The sequence below is a fragment of the Paenibacillus lupini genome (assembly GCF_011761355.1).
GTDB lineage: Bacteria > Bacillota > Bacilli > Paenibacillales > Paenibacillaceae > Pristimantibacillus > Pristimantibacillus lupini.
In genome coordinates this window covers 39,119-61,470 of record NZ_JAASRW010000013.1, presented here as the reverse complement: position 1 = coordinate 61,470, position 22,352 = coordinate 39,119, and the positions used below count along the sequence as shown (strand labels likewise).

Here is a 22,352-nt window from a genome sequence, read left to right as displayed (position 1 = left end):
ATGTGGCATTGTTCAAGCAATGTACAGGCAACAGCGGCCGTAGGGAGATACCCCGTCCCTCAGTGCGGCAGCCGAAGCCCCGTTTTTAAAAACCAAACCCAATTTTCTCCGCACATTCCGCCCCCTCCACCCATACGATAGACGAAGAGGTGATTTACCCATGAAGCAAGGGGACCTGGTCGTCCGCAAATCGTATGGCGGTGACGTGCTGTTCCGAGTTGAAGATATGCGATCCGATCAAGCATTAATTAAAGGCACGGACTACCGATTGCTTGCGGATGCGCCAATTCCCGACTTGTCGGTTGTTCGTGACCCTGAATCGACAAGTGCGCGGCAGCAAGTGCAGATTAAAGTAAACGACTCTCTCAAACGTATGCGGCAGGAAAAAGCGCATCTGACGGTTTTATCCAGTCAAGATCGTGCTGCTTCGCAGCAGCAAAACCAGTCTTATTTTGAATTGCCGGGCAAGGTGCTTCATTTGGATGGGGACGGCAACTACTTACGGAAGAGTATGCAGCTGTACCAGACGATGAAAGTGCCGGCACATGGCGTGCATGCTCATGAATCCCAAATGGCACAGCTGTTGTATCGCTTGCTGCCGCAGGTAAAGCCGGATATCGTGGTTATTACTGGTCATGACGGTGTTTTGAAAAACCGGGAAGGCGAAGATCTGTACAGCCTAAGCGGCTATAAAAACTCACAAAGCTTCGTTAATGCGGTACGCGTCGCCCGCCAATATGAGAAGAATATGGATGGGCTTGTTGTCGTGGCTGGCGCTTGTCAATCGCATTTTGAAGCACTGCTTCAGGCTGGCTCTAACTTTGCGAGCTCGCCGGGTAGAATATTGATCCATGCCTTGGATCCGGTTTATATTGCGATTAAAGCGAGCTACACGTCAGTTCGCGAATCGATAAACCTCTCAGATGTGATCCATGGCACGATCAGCGGCATTGATGGAGTGGGTGGGATTGAGACGATGGGACGGCATCGGATGGGCTTGCCGAAGCCTAAAAAAGTGACAACATCAACGGCAAGTATGAAGATAACGTCTTAATATGTACATGTTTTCTCCGATTATGCATCAAATTCAAAAAAATGGGCGAAAACACCGTTGACAATTTAATAACATGGCTGATATAATATTTTGCCTCATTTGACAAACTGCCTCTTTCTGGTTATAATGGACAAGGAAAGAGGTGGTAGTGGACAATGGCAAAAAATGCGCTATTGGAAATTAAACGCAATTTGGAAGCTCACGTAGGTTCCAAAATCCGTCTTCGAGCTAACGGTGGCCGTCGAAAGACCATCGAACGTACCGGCACGTTAGAAGAAATCTACCCTTCTGTGTTCATTGTCAAACTGGATCAGGAATCTCAATCGTTTAAGCGCGTTTCCTACAGTTATGCGGATATACTGACAGAGTCGGTGGAAGTGACCGTATGCAATGATGAAGGTCAAGTCCGAATTACCCATATTCAACAATAGATGCACATCTCAATTACGAGTTTAGACGCGAATCCCTGGATTCGCGTTCTTTTTCTATCTACCCCTGTTTCTGCATAAGCGACAGCGTTCGAAGCGCATAATAAGACGCAATCACTTTCATTTCTTATGACAGGAGGTGCGTACGATATGGGCCGTAGAAGAAGCGTTATGTCTGAGCAGTTGAAATATGAACTGGCCAAAGACCTCGGTTTTATCGATACTGTGCAGCAAGAAGGCTGGGGCGGGATTAGTACAAAGGATGCCGGCAATATGGTAAAGCGGGCAATCCAGCTTGCCGAACAGGCTGCTGCAAAGTCTAACGGACAATAGCCGCAGGCCGTGATTATATCGCAAACAGAAGCTAAGAGAGCGGGGCGCTTAAAGCCAGCGCTGACCTCTTAGCTTTTCTTGTGCCCGTTTGTTATAATGTTGCTTAGCTAACAACGAACGGGAGAGCTTGCCATGAAAATATACGAAAAGGCTCCGGCGAAAATTAACCTGATGCTTGACGTCATGAGGAAGCGGGAAGACGGTTTCCATGAGGTCGAGATGATCATGACGATGGTCGATCTTGCGGACAGGCTGGAACTTGAGGAACTGCCGAGGGATACGATTATTATTTCGAGCCAGGCTGGATACATACCGCTGGATGAGAAGAACTTGGCCTTCCAGGCAGCGCGGCTCATTAAAGAGCGCTACGATGTCCGTAAGGGCGTTTATATTCATTTGGACAAAAAGATACCGGTAGCAGCTGGACTAGCAGGTGGCAGCAGTGACGCTGCAGCAGCACTGCGCGGATTAAACCGGCTCTGGCAGCTTAACATCCCGGAAGACGAGCTGTGCCGCCTTGGTGCGGAGCTTGGCTCCGATGTACCTTTCTGCGTAACAGGCGGTACGGCAATTGCACGAGGCCGCGGAGAGAAGCTGGAGCAGATCAGCAATCCACCGCAATGCTGGGTCGTACTGGCCAAGCCTCCAATTAACGTATCAACCGCTGATGTATACGGCAAACTGCGAGCGAACGAGCTGAAGAGCCATCCTTCTACACAGGATATGGTATCGGCCATTGAGCGTGGTTCATTCTCGGATATCTGTGCCGGGCTAGGCAATGTCCTTGAGAATGTTACCCTGGATTTATATCCGGAAGTGCTGCAGCTGAAAGAAAGCATGCAAAAGCTAGGTGCTGATGGCGTCCTGATGTCGGGCAGTGGACCAACTGTTTTTGGTCTTGTTTCGAAGGAAGCCAAGCTTCCACGTATCTATAATGGGCTTCGAGGTTTTTGTAAAGAAGTATACGTGGTAAGAATGCTGACATAATGCTGACGTTTTCCTTGATTAAATCCGTATAAAAATGTTATATTGACTTTATATTATTCGGATTTAGTGGGGGGAATGACTTTGAAAAAATTGAAGCGAAGCGCAAGACTGGTAGAGATGACGCAATATTTGCTGAGTCGTCCCCACACGTTAATTTCGTTAACAGCATTTGCTGATCGCTATCAGTCTGCGAAGTCTTCCATTAGTGAAGATTTGGCCATTATAAAAGAGGTCTTCGAGGAAGAAGGCTTTGGTGAGTTAAATACACTTGCTGGTGCCGCAGGCGGGGTTAAATATACGCCTAAGATGCACACCTCTACAGCTTTATCGATTATGGAGAACATTTGCCGCCAACTGGAGCAGCCTGAAAGGGTACTACCGGGCGGTTATTTGTATATGACCGATATGCTGGGACAGCCGGAGTTACTGGCCGATATTGGACGAATGTTCGCGACGGCTTTTGCTAATCGAAATATTGACGTGATTATGACAGTTGAGACGAAGGGGATTCCGCTTGCTTATGCGACGGCTGCCTGCCTCAACCTGCCAGTTGTTATTGTAAGAAGAGATAATAAAGTGACCGAAGGCTCGGCAGTAAGTATCAATTATGTATCCGGCTCCAATAAGCGTATCCAGACGATGTCACTGGCTAGACGTGCCTTGAAGGAGCAGTCCCGTGTCCTTATTATTGATGATTTCATGAAGGCCGGCGGAACGATTCAAGGGATGATGGATTTACTGTATGAATTCAAAGCGACCGTTGCTGGCGTTGGTGTATTCGTAGAGTCAGGTGAGGTTGAACATGAAGAACGTCTGCTCGAGGATTACGTCTCACTGGCGACCCTGACGGCAGTTGATCTCAAGACAAAGCAAACTAAGGTGATACCGGGCAACTATTTTAATACACAGGTGTAGAAAGGTTGGGAATTCATGACGACAACAGGTAAGCTGCAAGTAATTTCGACGGATAAGGCGCCAGCCGCAATTGGGCCATATTCGCAGGCAATTAAGCTTGGAGATCTCTTATTTACATCGGGTCAAATTCCGCTGGATGCATCTGGTCAATTGGTAGAGGGCGGAATTGAGGAGCAAACGCACCAAGTATTCCGTAATTTACAGGCTGTATTAGAAGAAGCAGGTGTAACATTAAATAATGTTGTAAAAGCAACTGTATTTATGAAAGATATGAATCAATTTACAATTGTAAATGGCATCTATTCCTCGTACTTTGGCGACCATAAGCCAGCGCGCTCGGCCGTTGAAGTAGCAAGGCTTCCGAAGGATGTTCTTGTCGAAATAGAAGTCATTGCATCGACTGTTGTCGAATAGAAACGAAAAATAATTAAACTTAAAAAATATTTTTAAATATCGCATTTTTTTCCAAAAAAATAAAAGGATTTTGCACAAAAATGTGGAAGTATACACCAAGTCTCAGATAGGCAAAGGTGGTGAACACAAGTGCAAATTACTGATGTCAGACTCCGCCGCGTAAATTCGGAAGGGCGTATGAAAGCTATTGCTTCTATCACGATTGACAATGAATTCGTTGTTCACGATATTCGCGTCATCGATGGTAACAATGGCATGTTTGTGGCTATGCCAAGCAAACGTACGCCAGATGGAGAATTCCGGGATATCGCTCACCCAATCTCTTCGACAACCCGGGAGAAAATCCAAGCTGCTGTACTCGCTGAATATGAGCGTGCAGCAGTGGAAGAAGTAGTCGCAATCGAAGAAGGAGCTTAAGCCTATCCATTAAGCTACGGAATTGTCCCAATTCGTGGGTGGCAAATGCCACTTTCGGATAGGGACTAATCAGGAAAGAGGGCCGAGAGGCTCTCTTTTCTTTTTGCGTATAATGGGATATAGTCTTAAACAAGGTGAAACGGAACTGCCAACTATGGCGGCTGGCGCGTTTCATTCCGAAGAATTCTAAGTAACTTTTATAAGATAAGACTTATTAATTCTTAGAATTCAAGGTGAAACGGCACTCGCTTTTCTTTGGTACGGGGCGCGTTTCATTCCCAGGAATTTTAAGCTCTGTATAGAGCAAATATATTTTCTTATTAATTCAAAAGAAGTTGTGTAGGAGGAATTACGGTTGAAAGTGATGGCGATTGTACTGGCTGCCGGTCAAGGTAAGCGGATGAAATCGAAACTATATAAAGTTCTGCATAAAGTAAGCGGTAAGCCGATGGTAGAACATGTACTGAATACGGTTAATGAAGCAAAGAGCGAGCGTACGGTTGTAATTGTAGGTCATGGGGCTGAGATGGTAAAAGGTTATCTTGGCGATCGCACAGAGTATGTCCTGCAGGAGCAGCAGCTTGGAACGGGGCATGCCGTCCGCCAAGCGGAAGCACTTCTAGGCACCGAGGAAGGCACTACGATTGTTATTTGTGGTGACACACCTCTAGTACAAGCAGAGACTATTGAAGCGATGTTGGCTCTTCATACGTCAAGCGGTGCAGCAGCTACTGTACTGACGGCTTCCTTCGATAACCCTACAGGGTATGGCCGCGTGATCCGCGGTGCTGACGGTGCTGTAGAACGCATTGTCGAGCAGAAGGACTGCTCTCCTGCGGAAGCGGCCGTGAAAGAAATTAATACAGGTACTTATTGCTTTGATAATAAGAAGCTGTTCGCTGCACTGGCAGAAGTGAAAAGTGAAAATGCGCAAGGTGAATTCTACCTGACGGATGTCGTAGGTATTTTCCGTCAAGCGGGCGATTCGGTTCAAGCTTACTGCACGCCGGACCTGGCTGAAGCCATTGGTGTAAATGATCGTGTAGCGCTAGCGGAAGCTGAGCGTTTCATGCGTGAGCGTATTAACCGTAAGCACCTGATCGAAGGTGTTACGATTATTGACCCGGCTAATACGTATATTGAAGCGGGTGTGCGTATCGGCGCTGATACAATTGTGTATCCGGGTACGATTCTGCGCGGTACAACGGTTATTGGTGAGGATTGCGTCATTGGACCACAAGCAGATATTACGAACTCCGAGATTCATAGCGGAGCTTCGGTGAAATATTCGACGGTTGCTGATTCGGTTGTCGGTAAAGACAGCACGGTTGGTCCTTATGCGAATCTGCGTCCAGGCTCGAAGCTTGGTGAGGGTTGCAAGGTCGGTGACTTTGTTGAGCTGAAAAATGCAACGCTTGGTGATGGCAGCAAAGTATCACATCTGAGCTATGTTGGCGATGCAGTTGTCGGCAAAGACGTTAATATTGGCTGCGGCGCGATTACAGTCAATTATGATGGCTTTAATAAAGCAATTACGGAAATTGGCGACAACGCATTTGTCGGCAGCAACGTAAACCTGATTGCACCAGTGAAGCTTGGCGAAGGTGCTTATGTCGTAGCGGGTTCGACGATTACACATGACGTTCCATCAGGCGATCTTGCGATTGCCCGTCAGCGTCAGGAGAACAAATCAGGCTATGCGGATAAGATCCGTGCACGGGCGAAAGCGAAGAAAGAAAGAAGCAAGAAAGAATAGGTTTTCCAGAGGTTGGGCAAAGTGATATGGAAATTGACTTTCAGGAGGTTCCTATCACATGTCCATACCGATGACAGCAGAACAAAGAAATACGCATATGAAAAGCGAGCTCCGCAGCTTAAGGGCAAGCGGTAAAGTGCCAGGTGTTGTATACGGCAAGCAGCTTGCTTCTCCAACATCAATTGCATTGCCTGAGAAGGAGCTGCTCGCCTTGCTGCGCTCCCATCCTAATGCAGTCGTTGATCTGGATATCCCAGATGCCGGCAAGCAATCGGTTATGATTGCTGCGGTGCAGCGTGAGAAGCTGTCACATAAGCTGCTTCATGTGGATTTCCAACAAATCAATATGAACGAAGAAGTGACGGCGCATGTCCGCATTGACCTCGTAGGCGATTCGCAGGGTGAGCGTGAGGGCGGTATCGTTCAGGCTTTGCTGCATGAACTGGAAGTAAGCTGTCTGCCTGGAAGTATTCCGGATGCGATTCCTGTAGATGTAACGGGACTCCTGATGGGGGGCAGCTATCTGGTAGGCGATGTTCAGGTTCCAGCCGGTGTGACGATTGTAACGGATCCTTCAGCGGTACTTGTTACCATCCTGGTTCCTCAGAAGGATCTGACGGCGGAGGAAGCTGAGGCGCAGGAAGTAGAAGCGAAGGAAGCGGCATCTCGTTCAACAGAAGCACAGATGCATGAAGTTGATTTTGCATAGTGAGGCATAAACGAACGGTATCGTCCTGAGAGGGGCTGATACCGTTTCTTCCTTTATTGCTTTATTGCAGAGCAGGGAATCATACCCATCATGTAGAATAAAAAGAAATATAAGCAGATGAGATTGGAGAGCAGGATAGCATGAAGTGGATTGTAGGACTGGGGAATCCCGGGACAACCTATCAGGGGACGCGGCATAATGTAGGGTTTATGGTGATTGATGAGCTGGCGCGGCGCTGGAATATTCAAGTGACGCAGAGCAAGTGCAAGGCACTGATCGGTGAAGGTCACGTGCAGGGCGTAAAGGTTGCCCTCATTAAACCGATGACGTATATGAACCTGTCTGGTGAATCGGTACGGGGCTTCCTTGATTATTACAAGGCTGATCGAGAAGATGGACTTATTGTATATGATGATATGGACACCGAGATCGGCAAGATTCGTTTACGTTACCAGGGTAGTGCTGGCGGCCATAACGGGATCAAGTCACTTATTCAGCATTTGGGCACACAGCAGTTCAACCGGGTAAGGATGGGTATTTCAAGGCCTCTGCCGGGCCGGAATATTGCCGACTATGTACTGGATAATTTCCCGAAGAGCGAGCAGGAAGCTCTTAAAAGCATGATTGAACAGGCTTGTGATGCAGTCGAATATTCTTTAAAGGCAAATTTCGAGAATACAATGGCCAAGTTTAACAAGTAGACCGCCTAAGCTCGCATAAATCGGGCATACTGAAGGGTATAACCATTCTTCAGGAGGCATACATATGGCTGTAAACTATATTTGCCGGCACTGCCGGACACCAATGGGGACTATCGATGAGAAGGATATTTCGGAAGCCAAGCTGGGTTTCCATTTCTTGACCCCCGAAGAGCGCAGCGATATAATAGCGTATAACTTGAACGGCGACGTAACAGTCAAAGTCGTATGTGATTATTGCCGTGAGGCGCTTGAGGCGAATCCGGAGCTGCTCCTTGTCGTTAATCCGCTGCAATAATCGGAATAATCGCATAGTGCTTTAGAGCCTTAGCGTCTGGCTGAGGCTTCTTTTCGATGATTCTACTTGTAAAGCTTCTATTGTTTTGCTTGTGTATAGAAACGGGGTGCCTAAACGATTGAAAGCGTTAGTACAGGCTTTTGCTGTGGATCCGGACGTACAGTCGATTATTACCGGTGTCCGTAAAGGAATGCGCGAGCAAATGATATCGGGTCTTGCTGGTTCTTCCAGGCAAGTACTCGTAGCAGCGGTGAGGGAAGACTTAGATCGCCCGCTGCTTGTCGTCACGCATAATATGTATGCTGCACAAAAGATTGCCGAGGATTTGCAGGAATGCTTCTCGGCTGATGATGTATTATTATATCCCGCGAATGAGCTGGTAGCTGCCGAAGCAGCGATCTCGAGTCCTGAGACGCTGGCGCAGCGAATGGATGTGCTGATTAAGCTGTCCGAAGGCTTCCGCGGGATTATTGTCGTTCCATTTTCCGGTATTCGGCGCTATCAGCCGATTAAGGGAGTTATGTCCGACGCTAAGATAAACGTCAAGGTAGGCGATACGCTGGAGCTGGACACGTTCCTGCGCCAGATGACGGGTCTTGGTTATTTGCGTGCGGACCGCGTTGAGTCGAAGGGTGAGATGAGTGTTCGAGGCGGGATTGTCGACTTTTACCCGCTGACGGCTGAGCTTGCTTACCGGATCGAGTGGTTTGGCGACGAAGTGGATTCTATCCGTACCTTTGAACCTTCTGATCAACGCTCGCTTGATAACCTGCAGACGTTCACTGTAACGCCTTGCCAGGAGATCGTGGCGGATAAGAGCCGCTTTAACGCGGCTGCGGAGCATGCGGCGTCACTGCTTGCTCAGCAGCTGGAGAAGATGACGGACCGTTCGGCCAAGGAGCGTCTGCGTCAAGAAATCGGCGGCGAGATTGAGAAGCTGCGGGAGCATGTGTATTTCCCTGAAATCTATAAATATATATCTTTGTTATACCCAGAGAGACAAACGATTCTGGACTACATGCCGGAGGATACTCTCCTTATTCTCGACGAGCCGACTCGTCTTATTGAGACTGCACGTCAATTGGAGCGGGATGAAGTCGAATGGTCGACGCATCTGCTCTCAAACGGCAAATCGCTGCCAAGCTTCACGCTGGCACGGGATGCGGATGAAATTCTCCATCACCGTAAATTCCAGACGTTATTCCTGTCGCTCTTTCTGCGTCAAATCCCGCATTCACAGCCGCAAAATATTTTAAATATGACCAGCCGTGCGATGCAAAATTTCCATGGGCAAATGAACGTGCTCAAAGCGGAGATGGAACGCTGGAAGAAGACGGGCGCGAAAGTTATGATGCTGGGCGGCAACACGGAGCGGATCGACCGGATTCGCCGCGTGCTGCAGGATTATCATATTGAACCTCCGATTTTGATTGAGGGCAACCTGCAGTCTGGCTTTGAGCTGCCATCTTCCCATCTTGTTATTATTACGGAAGGTGAGATGTTCTCTCAGAAGCAGCGTAAGGCGCGTCGTGTGGATAAGAAAATCGACAATGCCGAGCGGATCAAGAGCTATACCGAACTGAAAGTTGGCGATTATGTCGTTCACCAGAACCATGGTATCGGCAAATATGTCGGCATCGGCACGCTTGAGATCGCGGGTATCCATAAGGATTACCTTCACATCTTGTATGCAGGCGGCGATAAGCTGTCTGTACCTGTCGAGCAGGTCGACATGATCCAGAAGTATGTTGGTTCCGAAGAGAAGGAGCCGAAGGTTAATAAACTAGGCGGCAGTGAATGGGTACGGGCGAAAAATAAAGTCCGTGCATCTGTACAGGATATTGCCGACGATCTGATTAAGCTGTATGCGCAGCGCCAGACGGCAGCTGGGTTTGCTTTTGGTCAAGATACAGCCTATCAGAATGAGTTTGAGGAGATGTTCCCTTACGATGAGACGAGGGACCAACTCCGGGCGATTGAAGAGATCAAGAAGGATATGCAGAAGGCACAGCCCATGGACCGGCTTCTGTGCGGCGATGTTGGCTACGGTAAAACGGAGGTTGCGGTCCGCGCTGCATTTAAGGCTGCGATTGAGGGCAAGCAGGTAGCGATCCTTGTGCCAACGACGATTCTTGCTCAGCAGCATTACGAAACGTTCCGTGAGCGCTTCTCAGGCTATCCATTTAATATTCAGGTTCTAAGCCGTTTCCGTTCCCGCAAGGAGCAGACAGATACGATGAAGGGGCTCAAGGCAGGTACCGTTGATGTTGTAATCGGGACGCATCGCCTCTTGTCGCAGGATATTATTTTCAAAGATTTAGGACTGCTTATCGTCGATGAAGAGCAGCGGTTTGGCGTGTCTCATAAAGAAAAGCTCAAAAAGCTGAAGACAAACGTTGACGTATTGACCCTTACTGCTACTCCTATTCCGCGGACACTTCATATGTCGATGCTGGGTGTACGCGATTTGTCGGTTATCGAGACGCCGCCGGAGAACCGCTTCCCTGTGCAGACGTACGTTGTGGAATACAGCACTTCTTTGGTGCGTGAAGCGATCGAACGGGAGCTGGCGCGTGGTGGGCAAGTCTATTACTTGTATAACCGCGTGCAGGGTATCTATCAAATGGCTGAGCAGATTAATGCACTTGTACCAGATGCGAAAGTAGCTGTTGGCCACGGTCAAATGTCTGAAACAGAGCTTGAGAAGACGATTCTTGATTTCCTTGATGGTGAATCTGATGTGCTCGTGAGCACGAGCATTATTGAGACCGGGGTCGATATTCCTAACGTAAATACACTTATCGTGCATGATGCGGATAAAATGGGCCTTTCCCAGCTGTACCAGCTGAGAGGGAGGGTTGGCCGCTCGAATAGGATCGCTTACGCCTACTTCACCTATCAAAGGGACAAGGTTCTCACTGAGGTGGCAGAGAAGCGTCTGCAATCGATTAAGGAATTTACGGAGCTTGGCTCTGGCTTCAAGATCGCTATGCGTGACCTTGCGATTCGCGGAGCGGGTAATTTGCTTGGAGCAGAGCAGCATGGTTTCATTGCTTCAGTCGGCTTTGATCTGTATTCACAGATGCTTGCTGATGAGATTGCGAAGCGTAAAGCGGAGATGGATGGCGTAGAGGTGAAGGAAGAGCGTCCTATTACCACGCACATTGATGTAAGTATTGATGCTTACCTGCCTTCGGATTACATCTATGACAGTATTCAGAAGATCGAGATCTACAAGAAGGTTGCGACTGTTCAATCCATTGAGGAGTCTGAGGATCTAGCTGAGGAATTGATCGATCGGTTCGGCAATCTTCCGCAGGCAGTTGATAATTTATTGTCCGTTGCAAGGCTTAAGGTCTATGGTGCGCAATACGGGATTGAGCAGATCAGCCAGAAGGGTGATGATCTGATCGTTCGCTTCGGAGAACGTGAGAAGAAGCGCATTGATCGTAAAATCGTTGACCAGCTCTGTGTATCGTACGAGAATCGGTTCCGCCAAGGCGCGCTGCAAGATGAGCAGCCTTCGCTTTTGCTTCGCGGCAAGGGGCTTGAAATGGATCAGAAGGTTCAACTTTTGGAGCAATTCTTGAAGCAGTTCAAAAATGCGAGAAAAGTCGAAGAAGCACTGCAGGACGCGAAGACTTGATATTATATGGCAATCGCTTGTCGGTTTCTGTTACAATACAATAAACTTCTCAATTTGAAAGGGGATTCAACATGTTGCACACAACACGCAAATCGACATGGCGCAGAAGCGCACTGCTCGTTATCGCGGCAGTGCTCGTCATGACGGTTTTGGCGGCTTGCGGTGGCAAGAAAGATAATGAAGGTTCTTCAGGCCTGACATTCGCAGGAGCAGGCGAGGGTACAGTCGTTGCGACTTACAAAGACGGTACCGTCACAGAACCGGAGTTCAACAAATATTTGGATATCTTCAACATCATGCAACCGGGTTATGAGCAAGTGATTGCAATCCCGCAATTCAAGGAGCAATTGCTTCAGCAGTACGTTTCTTACAAAATTCTCTCTGCACAAGCTTCCGAAGCAACGCTGAAAAAAGCTGGCGACGAAACGGACGAGCAGATGAAGAGCTTTGAAGACACACTGAAGACTAATGCTGATGTGAAAAAAACGCTTGATGATAAAAAAGTATCGAATGCAGACGTTAAAACTTACCTCAACCTGATGCTGGTTGTGGTTGAACATATGAATTCGCAAGTGACTGACGATGAGATAAAAGCAGAATACGAGAAAAACGTTGGTAACTACAACCCTGTAACAGTTCGTCATATTCTCGTAGCTACTACAGACCCTGCTGATTCCACGAAGACGCTTCGCACGAAAGAGGAAGCTCTTGCCCGTGCTAAAGAAGTAAAAGCGAAGCTGGATGCTGGCGGCGACTGGACAGCCCTGGCTAAAGAATACTCCGATGATACGGGTTCGAAAGACAGCGGCGGCCAGTATGCTGATGCGAAAGCAAGCGACTGGGTAGAAGGCTTTAAAAAAGCTGCTCTTACACAAGAGATTGGCAAAATCGGTGATCCGGTTGAGACGGAATACGGCTACCATGTTGTCCTGGTTGAGAAACGTGACCAAGCGGCATACGATAAGCTGACAGCTGATCAGAAGAGTGAAGTACAAAGTGTGGTTGCGTACAACCACATGAACACATTCATGACGGATGAAATGCCGAAACAAGATGTGAAAATTACGTTGCCGGAAGCAGCTGAGTCTCCAGGTGCTTCGACTGATGCATCTGCATCGCCAGCAACTTCGGAATCCCCAGCGACATCCGAATCCCCTGCAGCAAATAAATAAGATTTTGTTAGAGAAAGCTGATCTTATCATGTCTAATGATGAGATCAGCTTTTTTTGTTGCATCTTCTTGGAAACAAAGGTGTTAGGGTTTCTTATATTTGTAAAAAGTGATATCATATTAGTATTAAAACAATATAAGGGGTGTTTGTATGAAGGAGCATAAAGCTTGGCATATTAACGGATTTCTCGCTTTACTTGCAGCCATCGTGTCCTTTGCTGGAGGAATCGCACTTATCGTGTTTGGTTCCGATCAGCTGGAGCCGAATGTTTTTCTCATTGTGTTAGGAATACTTCTTGAAGTGATATTTGTTGTTGCAGTATCTTCGCTCACGATTGTGCAGCCGAATGAAGCGAAAGTGATTACCTTCTTCGGTACGTATGTGGGGACGGTACGTGACAGCGGTCTGTGGATCGTAGTGCCATTCACAAACAAGAAGAAGGTCACGCTTAAAGTAAGAAACTTTAACAGTCAGACATTGAAGGTTAATGACGCGGAAGGCAATCCGGTCGAGATTGGAGCCGTTGTCGTATTCAAAGTAACGGAGACGGCAAAAGCATCCTTTGACGTTGATAACTACGAGCGCTTTGTAGAAATTCAGAGCGAGACAGCTGTACGGCATATTGCAGCTCAATATCCGTACGATACATTCACGGACACTGCGGTTCAATCGCTGCGCGGTAATGCAGATGAAGTCGCAGCTGAGATGATGCACGAGCTTCAGAACCGATTGGCAGCCGCTGGTGTTGAAGTGATTGAGACACGTTTGACGCATTTGGCATATGCTCCGGAGATCGCAAGCGCGATGCTGCAGCGCCAGCAGGCAACGGCGATTGTATCGGCTCGCCAGAGAATTGTAGAAGGTGCGGTTGGCATGGTGGACTCGGCGCTTAAGCAGCTGGCAGAGAACGGCATCGTGCTGGATGAGGAGCGGCGTGCTGCGATGGTCAATAATTTGATGGTCGCAATCGTATCAGACCGGGGAGCAACACCGGTTATTAATACGGGCTCGCTGTACTCCTAAGGGACATTCCAATGGGGAAAGAAAAGAAAGCTTTCGCGCTCCGGCTCGATCCAGAACTTCACCGTGCCATCGAGCTATGGGCCAATGATGAATTCCGTAGTGTAAACGGTCATATTGAGTTTCTGCTCCGGGAAGCGCTGGGCAAAGCCGGCAGACTGCCCAAACCTCGAGCTAAAGACCAAGAAGAGTGAGTGTAACAGCCGCTGCTCCATTTTATAAGGGGCAAGCGGCTTTTCTAATACTTTGGTGATTTTTTCACGTGGAACAATTAGCGGGGTTAATTATTAATTCATTGGGAATAGGTTTTTGAGCTAGAAGGGAATGCTTTAAATGGTGCTTTACGGCTAGTCTAACCAAATTTACATCGGCTATCGCCTGGCTTCAGCAGGATGCCGCATAGTTGCCGCTCTCGCGGTGTATAAGAAAATGGGAGCCGATGAATACTATGGTCAGATTCACAAAAGAATTCGTTATCGAACGCGCTAAGCTCGACCCTAAGTAACACAGCAGCTCGAACAAGCGCTCCGCTAGCTGTATCATTCTTTTTTCGCGAGAACGCTTTATTCATGAACAATTGGATAGGGATAATCGCTTGTTATGAAGGCAAATAGGTATCCAGTGACTTAAAATCCTCTAGGAAAGTGGGGCAACAAGAAATGAAAGCAACTGGAATTGTACGTCGCATCGATGATCTCGGGCGTGTGGTGATTCCGAAGGAGATCCGCCGTACTTTACGTATTCGCGAAGGAGATCCGCTCGAAATATTTGTTGACCGCGACGGTGAAGTTATACTGAAGAAATACTCCCCAATCGGTGAGCTTGGCGACTTCGCCAAGGAGTATGCCGAATCGCTATTTGAAAGCACCAATCATGTGACGCTCATTACCGATCGAGATAACATTATTGCGGTTGCAGGTGCTTCGAAGAAGGAATTGCTCGAGAAACAAATCGGGTCCCTTCTAGAGAGCTGTATGGATAACCGTAAGACGATTGAAGGAACTTCAGGCACATACGAGATCGTAAAAGATTTACAGGACACATACTCCGCTTACGTTGCAGCACCAATTGTCGCTGGGGGAGACCCGATCGGCACGGTCGTTCTACTGAGCAAAGATGATGCGGTCAAAATGTCGCAGATGGAGACTAAAATGGTTGAAACGGCGGCTGGTTTCCTGGCGAAGCAAATGGAACAATAAGAAGATTGAAATAATGAAGGCTTGGCCTTCCACTAAGAGATCGAAATTAGATCTTTAGCGGAATCCAAGCTTTTATTTTGTTTGCTCGATATGATCACGGGAGGCTCGGGGCGAAGTTCCGATTACTTTTTTGAACATTTTCGAGAAGAGGAATGGATCTGTATAACCGACAGAACGAGCAATATCTCCGATGGTCAGCTCTTTATGATGCAGCAGCTCAACAGCGCGGTTCATTCGGAATTGAAGCAGGAAAGCTTGAAGTGACACCCCATACTGTGCCTTGAATAAGCCAGACAGATAGGTGCGGTCCAGTCCTACAAAGTTGGCGATGTCTTGGATTGAGATTGAAAGGCTGTAGCTGTTCTTGATAAAGGCTGTTGCTTTATGAATATAAGCTTCTTTGGAATTGGCGACATGCGGCGGTGACGCTGGTTGTTTGCTGCAGGCGACCAGTTCAGCCATGTATCGGTACAGAACACTTTGGCTGTACAAATCCCCGTTTCTCGCATCAAGCGCTTGATCAAATTGATCGTACACCGTTTCGAAAAAATCATGATGTTCGGCAGCATCAAAGATCGGGTTGAAGCTGTCCAGTCCTGCTCGTAGCAGCAGCGATTTGGCATGAAGGCCTTTGAGTCCAATCCAGGAATAGGTCCATGGGTTTTCTTCATCTGCTTTGTAGTAGACAAGTGTACCTGGCGCAATAAGAAAGCCTTGTCCTGCACTTAGCTCATGTGTGTGATCTTCGGAACGGAATTGCCCCGAGCCGCTGTGAACGTAGTGAAGAATATAAATGTCGCGAAGGCCGGGACCCCAATAATGGCCGGGTTCGCAATCCTGTTTGCCGTAAAACAACAAGCTTAAATCCATATAACGTTCCGCTGCCGGACTAGGTAGAGATATTTCGGATATAGGCATAAGCAGGTTCCTCCATTGGATATATAACGGCTTATATGTCTTATTATAAAGCAGCAGGCCAGTGAGAAGGAAATGGGATTATGACAAATAGATAAGTGTCCTTGCCATGTTCGCCTATCTGCTTCGGATATATAGTGAAGGAGATATTTCTTTTACATTACGGAGGCGATAGCGAAGATGTCCAAGATTACTTTTTTAGGTGCAGGGAGTACGGTATTTGTTCGAAATGTGCTCGGCGATGTGATGCTGACAGAACCGCTTCAAGGATTTGAACTTGCGTTATACGATATTGACGCGGAGCGGCTTCGTGATTCCGAGCAGCTGCTGTTGAATATGAAAGCATCCAGTGGAAGCAGCTGTGTCATTAAAGCTTATTCCGACCGAAAAGAAGCTCTGCGTGGCGCCAAATATGTTATTAATGCAATTCAAGTAGGCGGCTATGACCCTTGTACAATTACGGATTTCGAAATTCCGAAAAAATACGGTCTGCGTCAAACCATTGCCGATACAGTAGGAATCGGAGGCATTTTCCGTAATTTACGTACAATTCCGGTTGTTCTGGAATTTGCCGCTGATATGAGAGAAGTTTGTCCGGACGCTTTGTTCATGAACTACACGAACCCAATGGCTGTGTTGACGAACGTGCTGTCCACTGCGGGCGGAGTAAGAACAGTTGGCTTGTGCCATAGTGTACAGTCCTGCGTATCGGATCTGTTCAAGAATTTGGGGATGGACTCCACAGGTGTAGAATCCAAGATTGCGGGCATCAACCATATGGCTTGGCTGCTTGAAGTGAAGAAGGACGGAGTAGATCTCTATCCGGAGATCAAGCGTCGTGCGATTGAGAAGCAGAAGGAGAAGCATCATGACATGGTCCGCCTCGAATTGATGCTGAAATTCGGCTATTATATTACGGAATCATCTGAACATAACGCGGAATATCATCCGTATTTCATCAAAAAGAACTATCCGGAGCTGGTTGACCGGTTTAATATTCCGCTTGATGAGTACCCACGCCGTTGTATCGAGCAGATTAAGGGCTGGAACAACATGCGGGATTCCCTTCTTGCGAACAAGAACATCGAACATACCCGCAGCCATGAGTACGCATCGCATATTATGGAGGCTATTGAGACGGGTAAACCGTTCAAAATCGGCGGTAACGTCATGAACACTGGCTTGATTACGAACCTTCCGAAGGAAGCGTGCGTAGAGGTGCCATGTCTGGTTGATCGCTCTGGCATCAATCCGACATACATCGGCGATCTGCCACCACAGCTGGCAGCGCTTAACCGTACGAATATCAATACACAACTGCTCACTATTGAAGCGGCATTGACCGGTAAAAAAGAGCACATTTATCATGCGGCTATGCTTGATCCTCATACTTCGGCGGAGCTGTCCATGGATGATATTGTGGCTTTGTGCGATGATTTGATTGAGGCTCATGGTGGTTGGTTGCCTGCTTACAGATAATCGATGGTGGGCGGGTGCAGGGAATGTAGCTCCTTCCGGCTGCTGTTGTACCCATGAAATTTGAATCAACTCGCAAAGCGAGATTTCATGGGTACAAAGGCAGACGCCTCGCTCCTCCACGAGCTACATTCCCTTTCCCTATCTATCGATAGTGGTACAGCATCAAAAAATCGCCAAAGCGCGCGATTTTTAAGCAGGGTTAGGCTGCCCGTTTCATTGGGCAGCCTATTTTCTTTTAAATGTACTTAAGGTCCGTGACGGACCTTAAGGCAGTGAAGAGATGTGGGGATTGAAGGTTTAAGCTCCCTGAGGGACCTTAATATTAGTAATATGGAGTAGAATTTGCTGAAAATCGCTCGCGCGATGCAATTAAAGCCCCTGAGGGACTTTAACTAGCGTCAGAAGCGTCAAAATTAAAGACTTAAGGACCGTGAGGGACCATAAACCTTATTCTGTAGTAGCTAGGCTGCCCGAGTTAGTGGGCAGCCTTACTGTTGTTTTGCTTATAGAAATTGATTGATTTAAGGGAAGGATTGTATCTCCTGGAGGAGCGCCGCGTTTGCATTTGCCCTCTTAAAGCCTCGTTACAAACGAGCTTATTCAAGCTTTAAGAGGGCAACAGCAACCGGAAGGAGATACAATTCTGCCAATTAGATTAAAATTGCAGAAACTGTACTGAAATCACAATGCGTCCACCTTAAACCTGAGGACGGTTTTAAGTTTTTCTGGTTTTGTCTTTCTGACATCGGAAATATATATTTCCTTGTGCAGCTTAGAGATTCGCTTGAGGTAGTTCTCTTCGCAGTATTGTTCCATTCTCGCGAAGCTTGCTGGTTCGTCGTCGTATGAGCCATGATGCATCATTTGGAGGCACATGCCTTCCTCCAGCGGCTCGAACGTTACTTTACTGAGAAGCGGGTGTGGCTTTTTCTGCTTTACTGTCTCAATCACTTCAAGAGCAAGAGATTCGGTTACAAAATCGGGCTGTCTGATCATAATGGTGTAAATGAGTTGATCCTTGTCGAGGACAGCAGCTTGTCTTGCCTCTTCTGCTAAATCCCACACTCCCTCTAATGGGAAAACGGTATATTCGAAATATCCCTCTGGCGTTACTCCTTTTTTCGGCATCATCTTAACTATGTAGGATAAGGAATACAGCACACCTATCGCTTCTTCGAAATCCTTATGATTGGGGTTGCCTTTGCCGCTTATTGTAAAATATTTTAAAAGCGGGACATGGATGATGGAGGGCTCATTTTTTGGCAGGTACAGTTGTTTGTCGTTCTTTTTCCATTCGTATTTCACTCAAATACCTCCAGGTCCTGTGTTATGTATGATTAAAGAGCGTCCCGTCCCGCGAGAAAAGTCCGGACGACCTGCTCAGCCGTTTGCTCGAGCAGGAGGGGAGCGCGCTCCATGGCCTCTTGCAGAGTCATTGGCTCGTTCATGATACTGTGCACGCTGTTGATTCCCTCTGCGTACAAGGCGTCAATGCCGGCGCCAACCGAGCCCGCCAGGGCAGCCACAGGTACGCCATGTTGTTTGGCGAGTTGGGCGACGCCCATTGGTGCTTTACCTGACGCGGTCTGGTGGTCAATACGCCCTTCACCGGTAATGACAAGGTCGGCTCCAGCAAGCTGATCGCCTAAATGGGTGTATTCGAGAACGACATCAATGCCGCGGCGTAGGGAAGCGGGAAAGAAGGCGAGATAAGCACCGCATAGTCCGCCAGCTGCTCCAGCACCCGGGCAGTCATGGAGTTTGACGCCGGTTTTGGCAGTAACGAAATCCGCCCAGTGTGTCATGCCGAGCTCCAAATGCTCGACCATTTGCGGAGTTGCCCCTTTTTGCGGACCAAATATCCGGGTTGCACCCTGTTCGCCGATCAGTGGGTTTTGCACATCGGTAGCAATCAAGAAAGTGGATTCAGCTATCCGTGAATCCCACTGGCTGTCTTCAATGACAGAGATATCCTTAAGATGACCTCCGCCAAAAGGAACTTGCTGGCCTGCAGGTCCAAGCAGACGCATGCCCAGCGCCTGAAGCATACCGGTGCCGCCGTCATTCGTTGCGCTTCCGCCAACGGTGAGCAGAAACCGTCGGCATCCGCGTTCTAGAGCATCTAGTATCAGCTCGCCTGTCCCATAGGTCGTTGTTAAGGCGGGATTATACTGCTCATCCGTCAGCAGGCAGAGGCCAGAGGCTTCAGCCATCTCGATGACAGCAACGGAGCCATGCTCAAGCAGCCCATAGGAGGCATTCAATTCCGTCCCAAGCGGCCCGGAAACCGTGATCGTCACGCGTTCTCCACCGGTTGCAGTGAGCAGACTGCTCAAGGTTCCTTCTCCGCCGTCTGCGATTGGAATCTCTATGATATCAGCATCCGGCACACAGCGCCGGACGCCTTTTGCTATGGCTTCTGCAGCGGAGGCGGCAGATAAGCTGCCTTTGAAGGAATCCGGTGCAATGACAATTTTCATGAGCGGACAGTCCTTTCTTTTTGTATCCATTATACCGAATTCCCAAGTGTTGGGCATGAGCACTAACTGCTGCCGGAGGGCATTATTAATCCGTATGCAAGAAATGGTATACTACGTGTAGAATCTGCATTGGCAGGGAGGAATTCGATAGTTATGGCACAAACAATAACGGTAGTCGGCTTAGGATCCGGCGATCCTGATCAATTAACGCTTGGCGTATGGCGGCGGCTGCAGGCCGCTGCAGCGATCTACGTCCGCACAGAGCAGCATCCTGTTATGTCGCTCCTGCGCGAGCATCAGCTTGCTTACACCTCATTTGACAGCGTGTATGAACAGCATGACACCTTCCCGGAGGTTTATGATACAATAGCGGATACGCTCATTCGCGAAGCACAGGCGGCGTCCGCGCCAATCCTGTATGCAGTGCCCGGGCATCCGATGGTTGCGGAGCGCACTGTGCAGCTGCTGCGTGAGCGCTGCTTATCAGCGGATATTCCTCTTGAGATTATCGGAGGCGAGAGCTTCCTTGATCAGGCTTTTATCCGTCTCGGAATTGATCCAATTGAAGGCTTTACCCTGCTTGACGCAGCTGAGCTGAAGGCTGCCCAAGTACAGCCGCGTGTACATACGATTATTGGTCAGGTCTATGATGCTTATACAGCTTCAGATGTGAAGCTGGCGCTGATGGAACGGTACCCTGATGATTATGAGGTTGTTGTGGGTCATGCACTTGGTGTAACAGGTGAGGAGCAGATTATTAAAGTTCCGCTTTATGAGCTGGACCGAACACCAGGCTTCGGCAATTTGTCTCTTATCTGGGTGCCCCGCACTGAAGAAGACGCAGTCCTTAACCGTACCTTCGACCGTCTGCACGAGATTGTTGGTATTCTTCGTAGTCCTGAGGGCTGCCCGTGGGACCGCGAGCAGACGCATCAATCGATCCGTAAGAACTTTATCGAGGAGCTGTATGAAGCGCTTGAGGCTATCGATAATGATGATCCCGATCACATGCGGGAGGAATTTGGTGATGTGATCCTGCAAGTGATGCTGCACAGCCAGATGGAAGAGGAGACCGGCGCATTTTCTGCTTATGATGTTATTGAGAGCCTGAACGAGAAGCTTATTTTCCGGCATCCTCATGTATTCGGCGACCGCAGCGCTGGTGATGCGACAGAAGCTCTTGTTAATTGGGAGCAGATGAAGGCGGAAGAGAAGAAGCGTAAGGGTGAAGCAGATGCCCGCAAATCGCAGCTAGACGGCATTCCGAAGGATTTGCCTGCGCTTATGAAGGCGTACCAGCTGCAGAAGAAAGCGGCTAAGGTTGGATTCGACTGGGATGAGCTTGGTCCGGTGCTAAGCAAGATTGAAGAAGAGCTTCATGAACTCCGTGAAGCGATAGATTCGAAAGATTCGGAAGAGCAGGCAGGAGAGCTGGGAGATTTGCTGTTTGCTGTTGTGAACGCTTCTCGCTTTATCCACGCGGATCCTGAGGAGGCGCTCTCTCGTACAAATGCAAAATTTAAGAGCCGATTCTCTTATATTGAGGAGCAGCTTAGTATAAACGGTAAAACTTTTGACCAGACTGATTTAACAGAAATGGATCGTTGGTGGGAAGAAGCGAAGCGACAATAGTACTGCTTTTTCGCCACAAAACGCAACATTTCCGCATCTTTCGGTAAAATTTTTTCTTGTGCAGCAGGATTTTTTTGAGGACAAGCAGAATAAGTATCATCGTGCATGTGTTTATGCTTAAAATTACCAACCTAACGGCGCGTTCCTGGAACGCTGACCACACAAAACGGGCGAATTGAATTTAGGAGGATATTAATAATGAACAAAACAGATCTGATCAACAACATTGCAACAAAAAGCGGTTTGACTAAACGTGACGTAGAAGCAGTACTGAACGGCTTCCTCGGCGAAGTTACTGACGCGCTTGCTACTGGAGACAAAGTACAACTGATCGGCTTCGGTACTTTCGAAACTCGTAAACGTTCCGGCCGTGTAGGTCGTAACCCGCAAACGGGTAAAGAAATCTCCATCCCAGAATCCAAAGTTCCTGCATTCAAAGCAGGCAACAAACTGAAAGACGCTATCAAGTAATAAATGCGTCTGGATAAATTCCTCAAAGTGTCCCGGTTGATCAAGCGCCGCACCGTTGCTAAGGATGTTTCCGAGCAAGGACGCGTCTGGATCAACGGCCGTGAAGCGAAAGCTAGCAGCACGGTTAAACCAGGGGATGAGCTCGCGATCCAATACGGTCAGAAGACCGTAACCGTTCGTATCGAACGGATTGCGGAAACGACTCGTAAGGATGAAGCCGGTGAGCTTTACACTTTGATCAAGGAAGAGCAACGCCCGCGCGAGGATGATCTCGGCTGGTAAACCAAAGAGAGCTGTCACGTATGTGTGGCAGCTCTTTTTCATGCTTAG

General features: G+C 48.2%; 23 protein-coding genes. 20 read left to right on the top strand and 3 right to left on the bottom strand.

What is annotated here, in order from left to right; all coding sequences use genetic code 11:
- Window positions 1-160 precede the first annotated feature (160 nt).
- The 16 genes from yabG (at window position 161) to spoVT (ending at window position 15,045) form a co-directional block, all read left to right on the top strand.
- On the top strand, window positions 161-1,054 hold the full coding sequence (gene yabG, locus FHS17_RS29000) for a sporulation peptidase YabG (RefSeq protein ID WP_167282751.1): 894 nt from the start codon (window positions 161-163) through the stop codon (window positions 1,052-1,054).
- A 155-nt stretch (window positions 1,055-1,209) separates the two neighbouring features.
- A complete protein-coding gene (gene veg, locus FHS17_RS28995) occupies window positions 1,210-1,485 on the top strand; it encodes a biofilm formation stimulator Veg (RefSeq protein WP_167282749.1) in 276 nt (91 codons plus the stop codon).
- Window positions 1,486-1,632: 147 nt separating this feature from the next.
- Window positions 1,633-1,815, top strand: a complete 183-nt coding sequence (locus tag FHS17_RS28990; protein WP_167282747.1) for a small, acid-soluble spore protein, alpha/beta type — start codon at window positions 1,633-1,635, stop codon at window positions 1,813-1,815.
- Window positions 1,816-1,947: 132 nt separating this feature from the next.
- Window positions 1,948-2,802, top strand: coding sequence for a 4-(cytidine 5'-diphospho)-2-C-methyl-D-erythritol kinase (gene ispE, locus FHS17_RS28985; RefSeq protein ID WP_167282745.1), 855 nt, complete (start codon window positions 1,948-1,950; stop codon window positions 2,800-2,802).
- Between the two features lie 81 nt (window positions 2,803-2,883).
- Window positions 2,884-3,717: a pur operon repressor gene (gene purR, locus FHS17_RS28980; protein ID WP_167282743.1), complete on the top strand. Its 834-nt coding sequence runs from the start codon at window positions 2,884-2,886 to the stop codon at window positions 3,715-3,717.
- A 15-nt stretch (window positions 3,718-3,732) separates the two neighbouring features.
- Complete coding sequence (locus tag FHS17_RS28975; protein WP_167282742.1) at window positions 3,733-4,131, top strand: RidA family protein; 399 nt, start codon at window positions 3,733-3,735, stop codon at window positions 4,129-4,131.
- A 129-nt stretch (window positions 4,132-4,260) separates the two neighbouring features.
- Window positions 4,261-4,548 (top strand): septation regulator SpoVG, encoded by a 288-nt coding sequence (gene spoVG, locus FHS17_RS28970; RefSeq protein ID WP_167282740.1) that lies wholly within the window; start codon window positions 4,261-4,263, stop codon window positions 4,546-4,548.
- Window positions 4,549-4,903: 355 nt separating this feature from the next.
- Complete coding sequence (gene glmU, locus FHS17_RS28965; protein ID WP_279590398.1) at window positions 4,904-6,304, top strand: bifunctional UDP-N-acetylglucosamine diphosphorylase/glucosamine-1-phosphate N-acetyltransferase GlmU; 1,401 nt, start codon at window positions 4,904-4,906, stop codon at window positions 6,302-6,304.
- A gap of 58 nt (window positions 6,305-6,362) precedes the next feature.
- Entirely contained in the window at window positions 6,363-7,013 is a 651-nt protein-coding gene (locus FHS17_RS28960) for a 50S ribosomal protein L25 (RefSeq protein ID WP_167282738.1), read from the top strand.
- 140 nt (window positions 7,014-7,153) lie between these two features.
- Entirely contained in the window at window positions 7,154-7,714 is a 561-nt protein-coding gene (gene pth, locus FHS17_RS28955) for an aminoacyl-tRNA hydrolase (protein ID WP_167282736.1), read from the top strand.
- A 64-nt stretch (window positions 7,715-7,778) separates the two neighbouring features.
- Window positions 7,779-8,009: an anti-sigma-F factor Fin gene (gene fin / locus FHS17_RS28950; protein WP_167282734.1), complete on the top strand. Its 231-nt coding sequence runs from the start codon at window positions 7,779-7,781 to the stop codon at window positions 8,007-8,009.
- 118 nt (window positions 8,010-8,127) lie between these two features.
- The gene (gene mfd / locus FHS17_RS28945) at window positions 8,128-11,655 is read left to right on the top strand and encodes a transcription-repair coupling factor (RefSeq protein WP_167282732.1); all 3,528 of its coding nucleotides are present in this window, start codon (window positions 8,128-8,130) and stop codon (window positions 11,653-11,655) included.
- Window positions 11,656-11,726: 71 nt separating this feature from the next.
- Window positions 11,727-12,827, top strand: coding sequence for a peptidylprolyl isomerase (locus FHS17_RS28940; protein WP_167282730.1), 1,101 nt, complete (start codon window positions 11,727-11,729; stop codon window positions 12,825-12,827).
- Between the two features lie 149 nt (window positions 12,828-12,976).
- Window positions 12,977-13,849, top strand: a complete 873-nt coding sequence (locus tag FHS17_RS28935; RefSeq protein ID WP_167282729.1) for an SPFH domain-containing protein — start codon at window positions 12,977-12,979, stop codon at window positions 13,847-13,849.
- A gap of 11 nt (window positions 13,850-13,860) precedes the next feature.
- Window positions 13,861-14,040, top strand: a complete 180-nt coding sequence (locus tag FHS17_RS28930; RefSeq protein WP_167282727.1) for a type II toxin-antitoxin system antitoxin — start codon at window positions 13,861-13,863, stop codon at window positions 14,038-14,040.
- A gap of 465 nt (window positions 14,041-14,505) precedes the next feature.
- Window positions 14,506-15,045: a stage V sporulation protein T gene (gene spoVT, locus FHS17_RS28925; protein WP_167282725.1), complete on the top strand. Its 540-nt coding sequence runs from the start codon at window positions 14,506-14,508 to the stop codon at window positions 15,043-15,045.
- 72 nt (window positions 15,046-15,117) lie between these two features.
- On the opposite strand, the gene FHS17_RS28920 is transcribed toward spoVT, so the two are convergent.
- Window positions 15,118-15,963 (bottom strand): AraC family transcriptional regulator, encoded by an 846-nt coding sequence (locus FHS17_RS28920; protein ID WP_167282723.1) that lies wholly within the window; start codon window positions 15,961-15,963, stop codon window positions 15,118-15,120.
- A 177-nt stretch (window positions 15,964-16,140) separates the two neighbouring features.
- On the opposite strand from FHS17_RS28920, the gene melA reads away from it, so the two are divergent.
- Window positions 16,141-17,439 (top strand): alpha-glucosidase/alpha-galactosidase, encoded by a 1,299-nt coding sequence (gene melA, locus FHS17_RS28915; protein WP_167282721.1) that lies wholly within the window; start codon window positions 16,141-16,143, stop codon window positions 17,437-17,439.
- 681 nt (window positions 17,440-18,120) lie between these two features.
- On the opposite strand, the gene FHS17_RS28910 is transcribed toward melA, so the two are convergent.
- Both FHS17_RS28910 and FHS17_RS28905 read right to left on the bottom strand, forming a co-directional pair.
- Window positions 18,121-18,744 (bottom strand): GyrI-like domain-containing protein, encoded by a 624-nt coding sequence (locus FHS17_RS28910; RefSeq protein WP_167282719.1) that lies wholly within the window; start codon window positions 18,742-18,744, stop codon window positions 18,121-18,123.
- A 32-nt stretch (window positions 18,745-18,776) separates the two neighbouring features.
- On the bottom strand, window positions 18,777-19,919 hold the full coding sequence (locus FHS17_RS28905) for a glycerate kinase (protein WP_167282789.1): 1,143 nt from the start codon (window positions 19,917-19,919) through the stop codon (window positions 18,777-18,779).
- Window positions 19,920-20,072: 153 nt separating this feature from the next.
- Between FHS17_RS28905 and yabN the strand changes: the two genes are divergently transcribed.
- The 3 genes from yabN (at window position 20,073) to FHS17_RS28890 (ending at window position 22,304) form a co-directional block, all read left to right on the top strand.
- Entirely contained in the window at window positions 20,073-21,551 is a 1,479-nt protein-coding gene (gene yabN, locus FHS17_RS28900; RefSeq protein WP_167282717.1) for a bifunctional methyltransferase/pyrophosphohydrolase YabN, read from the top strand.
- A gap of 198 nt (window positions 21,552-21,749) precedes the next feature.
- Window positions 21,750-22,022, top strand: a complete 273-nt coding sequence (locus FHS17_RS28895; RefSeq protein WP_091190548.1) for an HU family DNA-binding protein — start codon at window positions 21,750-21,752, stop codon at window positions 22,020-22,022.
- Window positions 22,023-22,025: 3 nt separating this feature from the next.
- Complete coding sequence (locus FHS17_RS28890; RefSeq protein ID WP_091190550.1) at window positions 22,026-22,304, top strand: RNA-binding S4 domain-containing protein; 279 nt, start codon at window positions 22,026-22,028, stop codon at window positions 22,302-22,304.
- The last annotated feature ends 48 nt before the right edge of the window (window positions 22,305-22,352 follow it).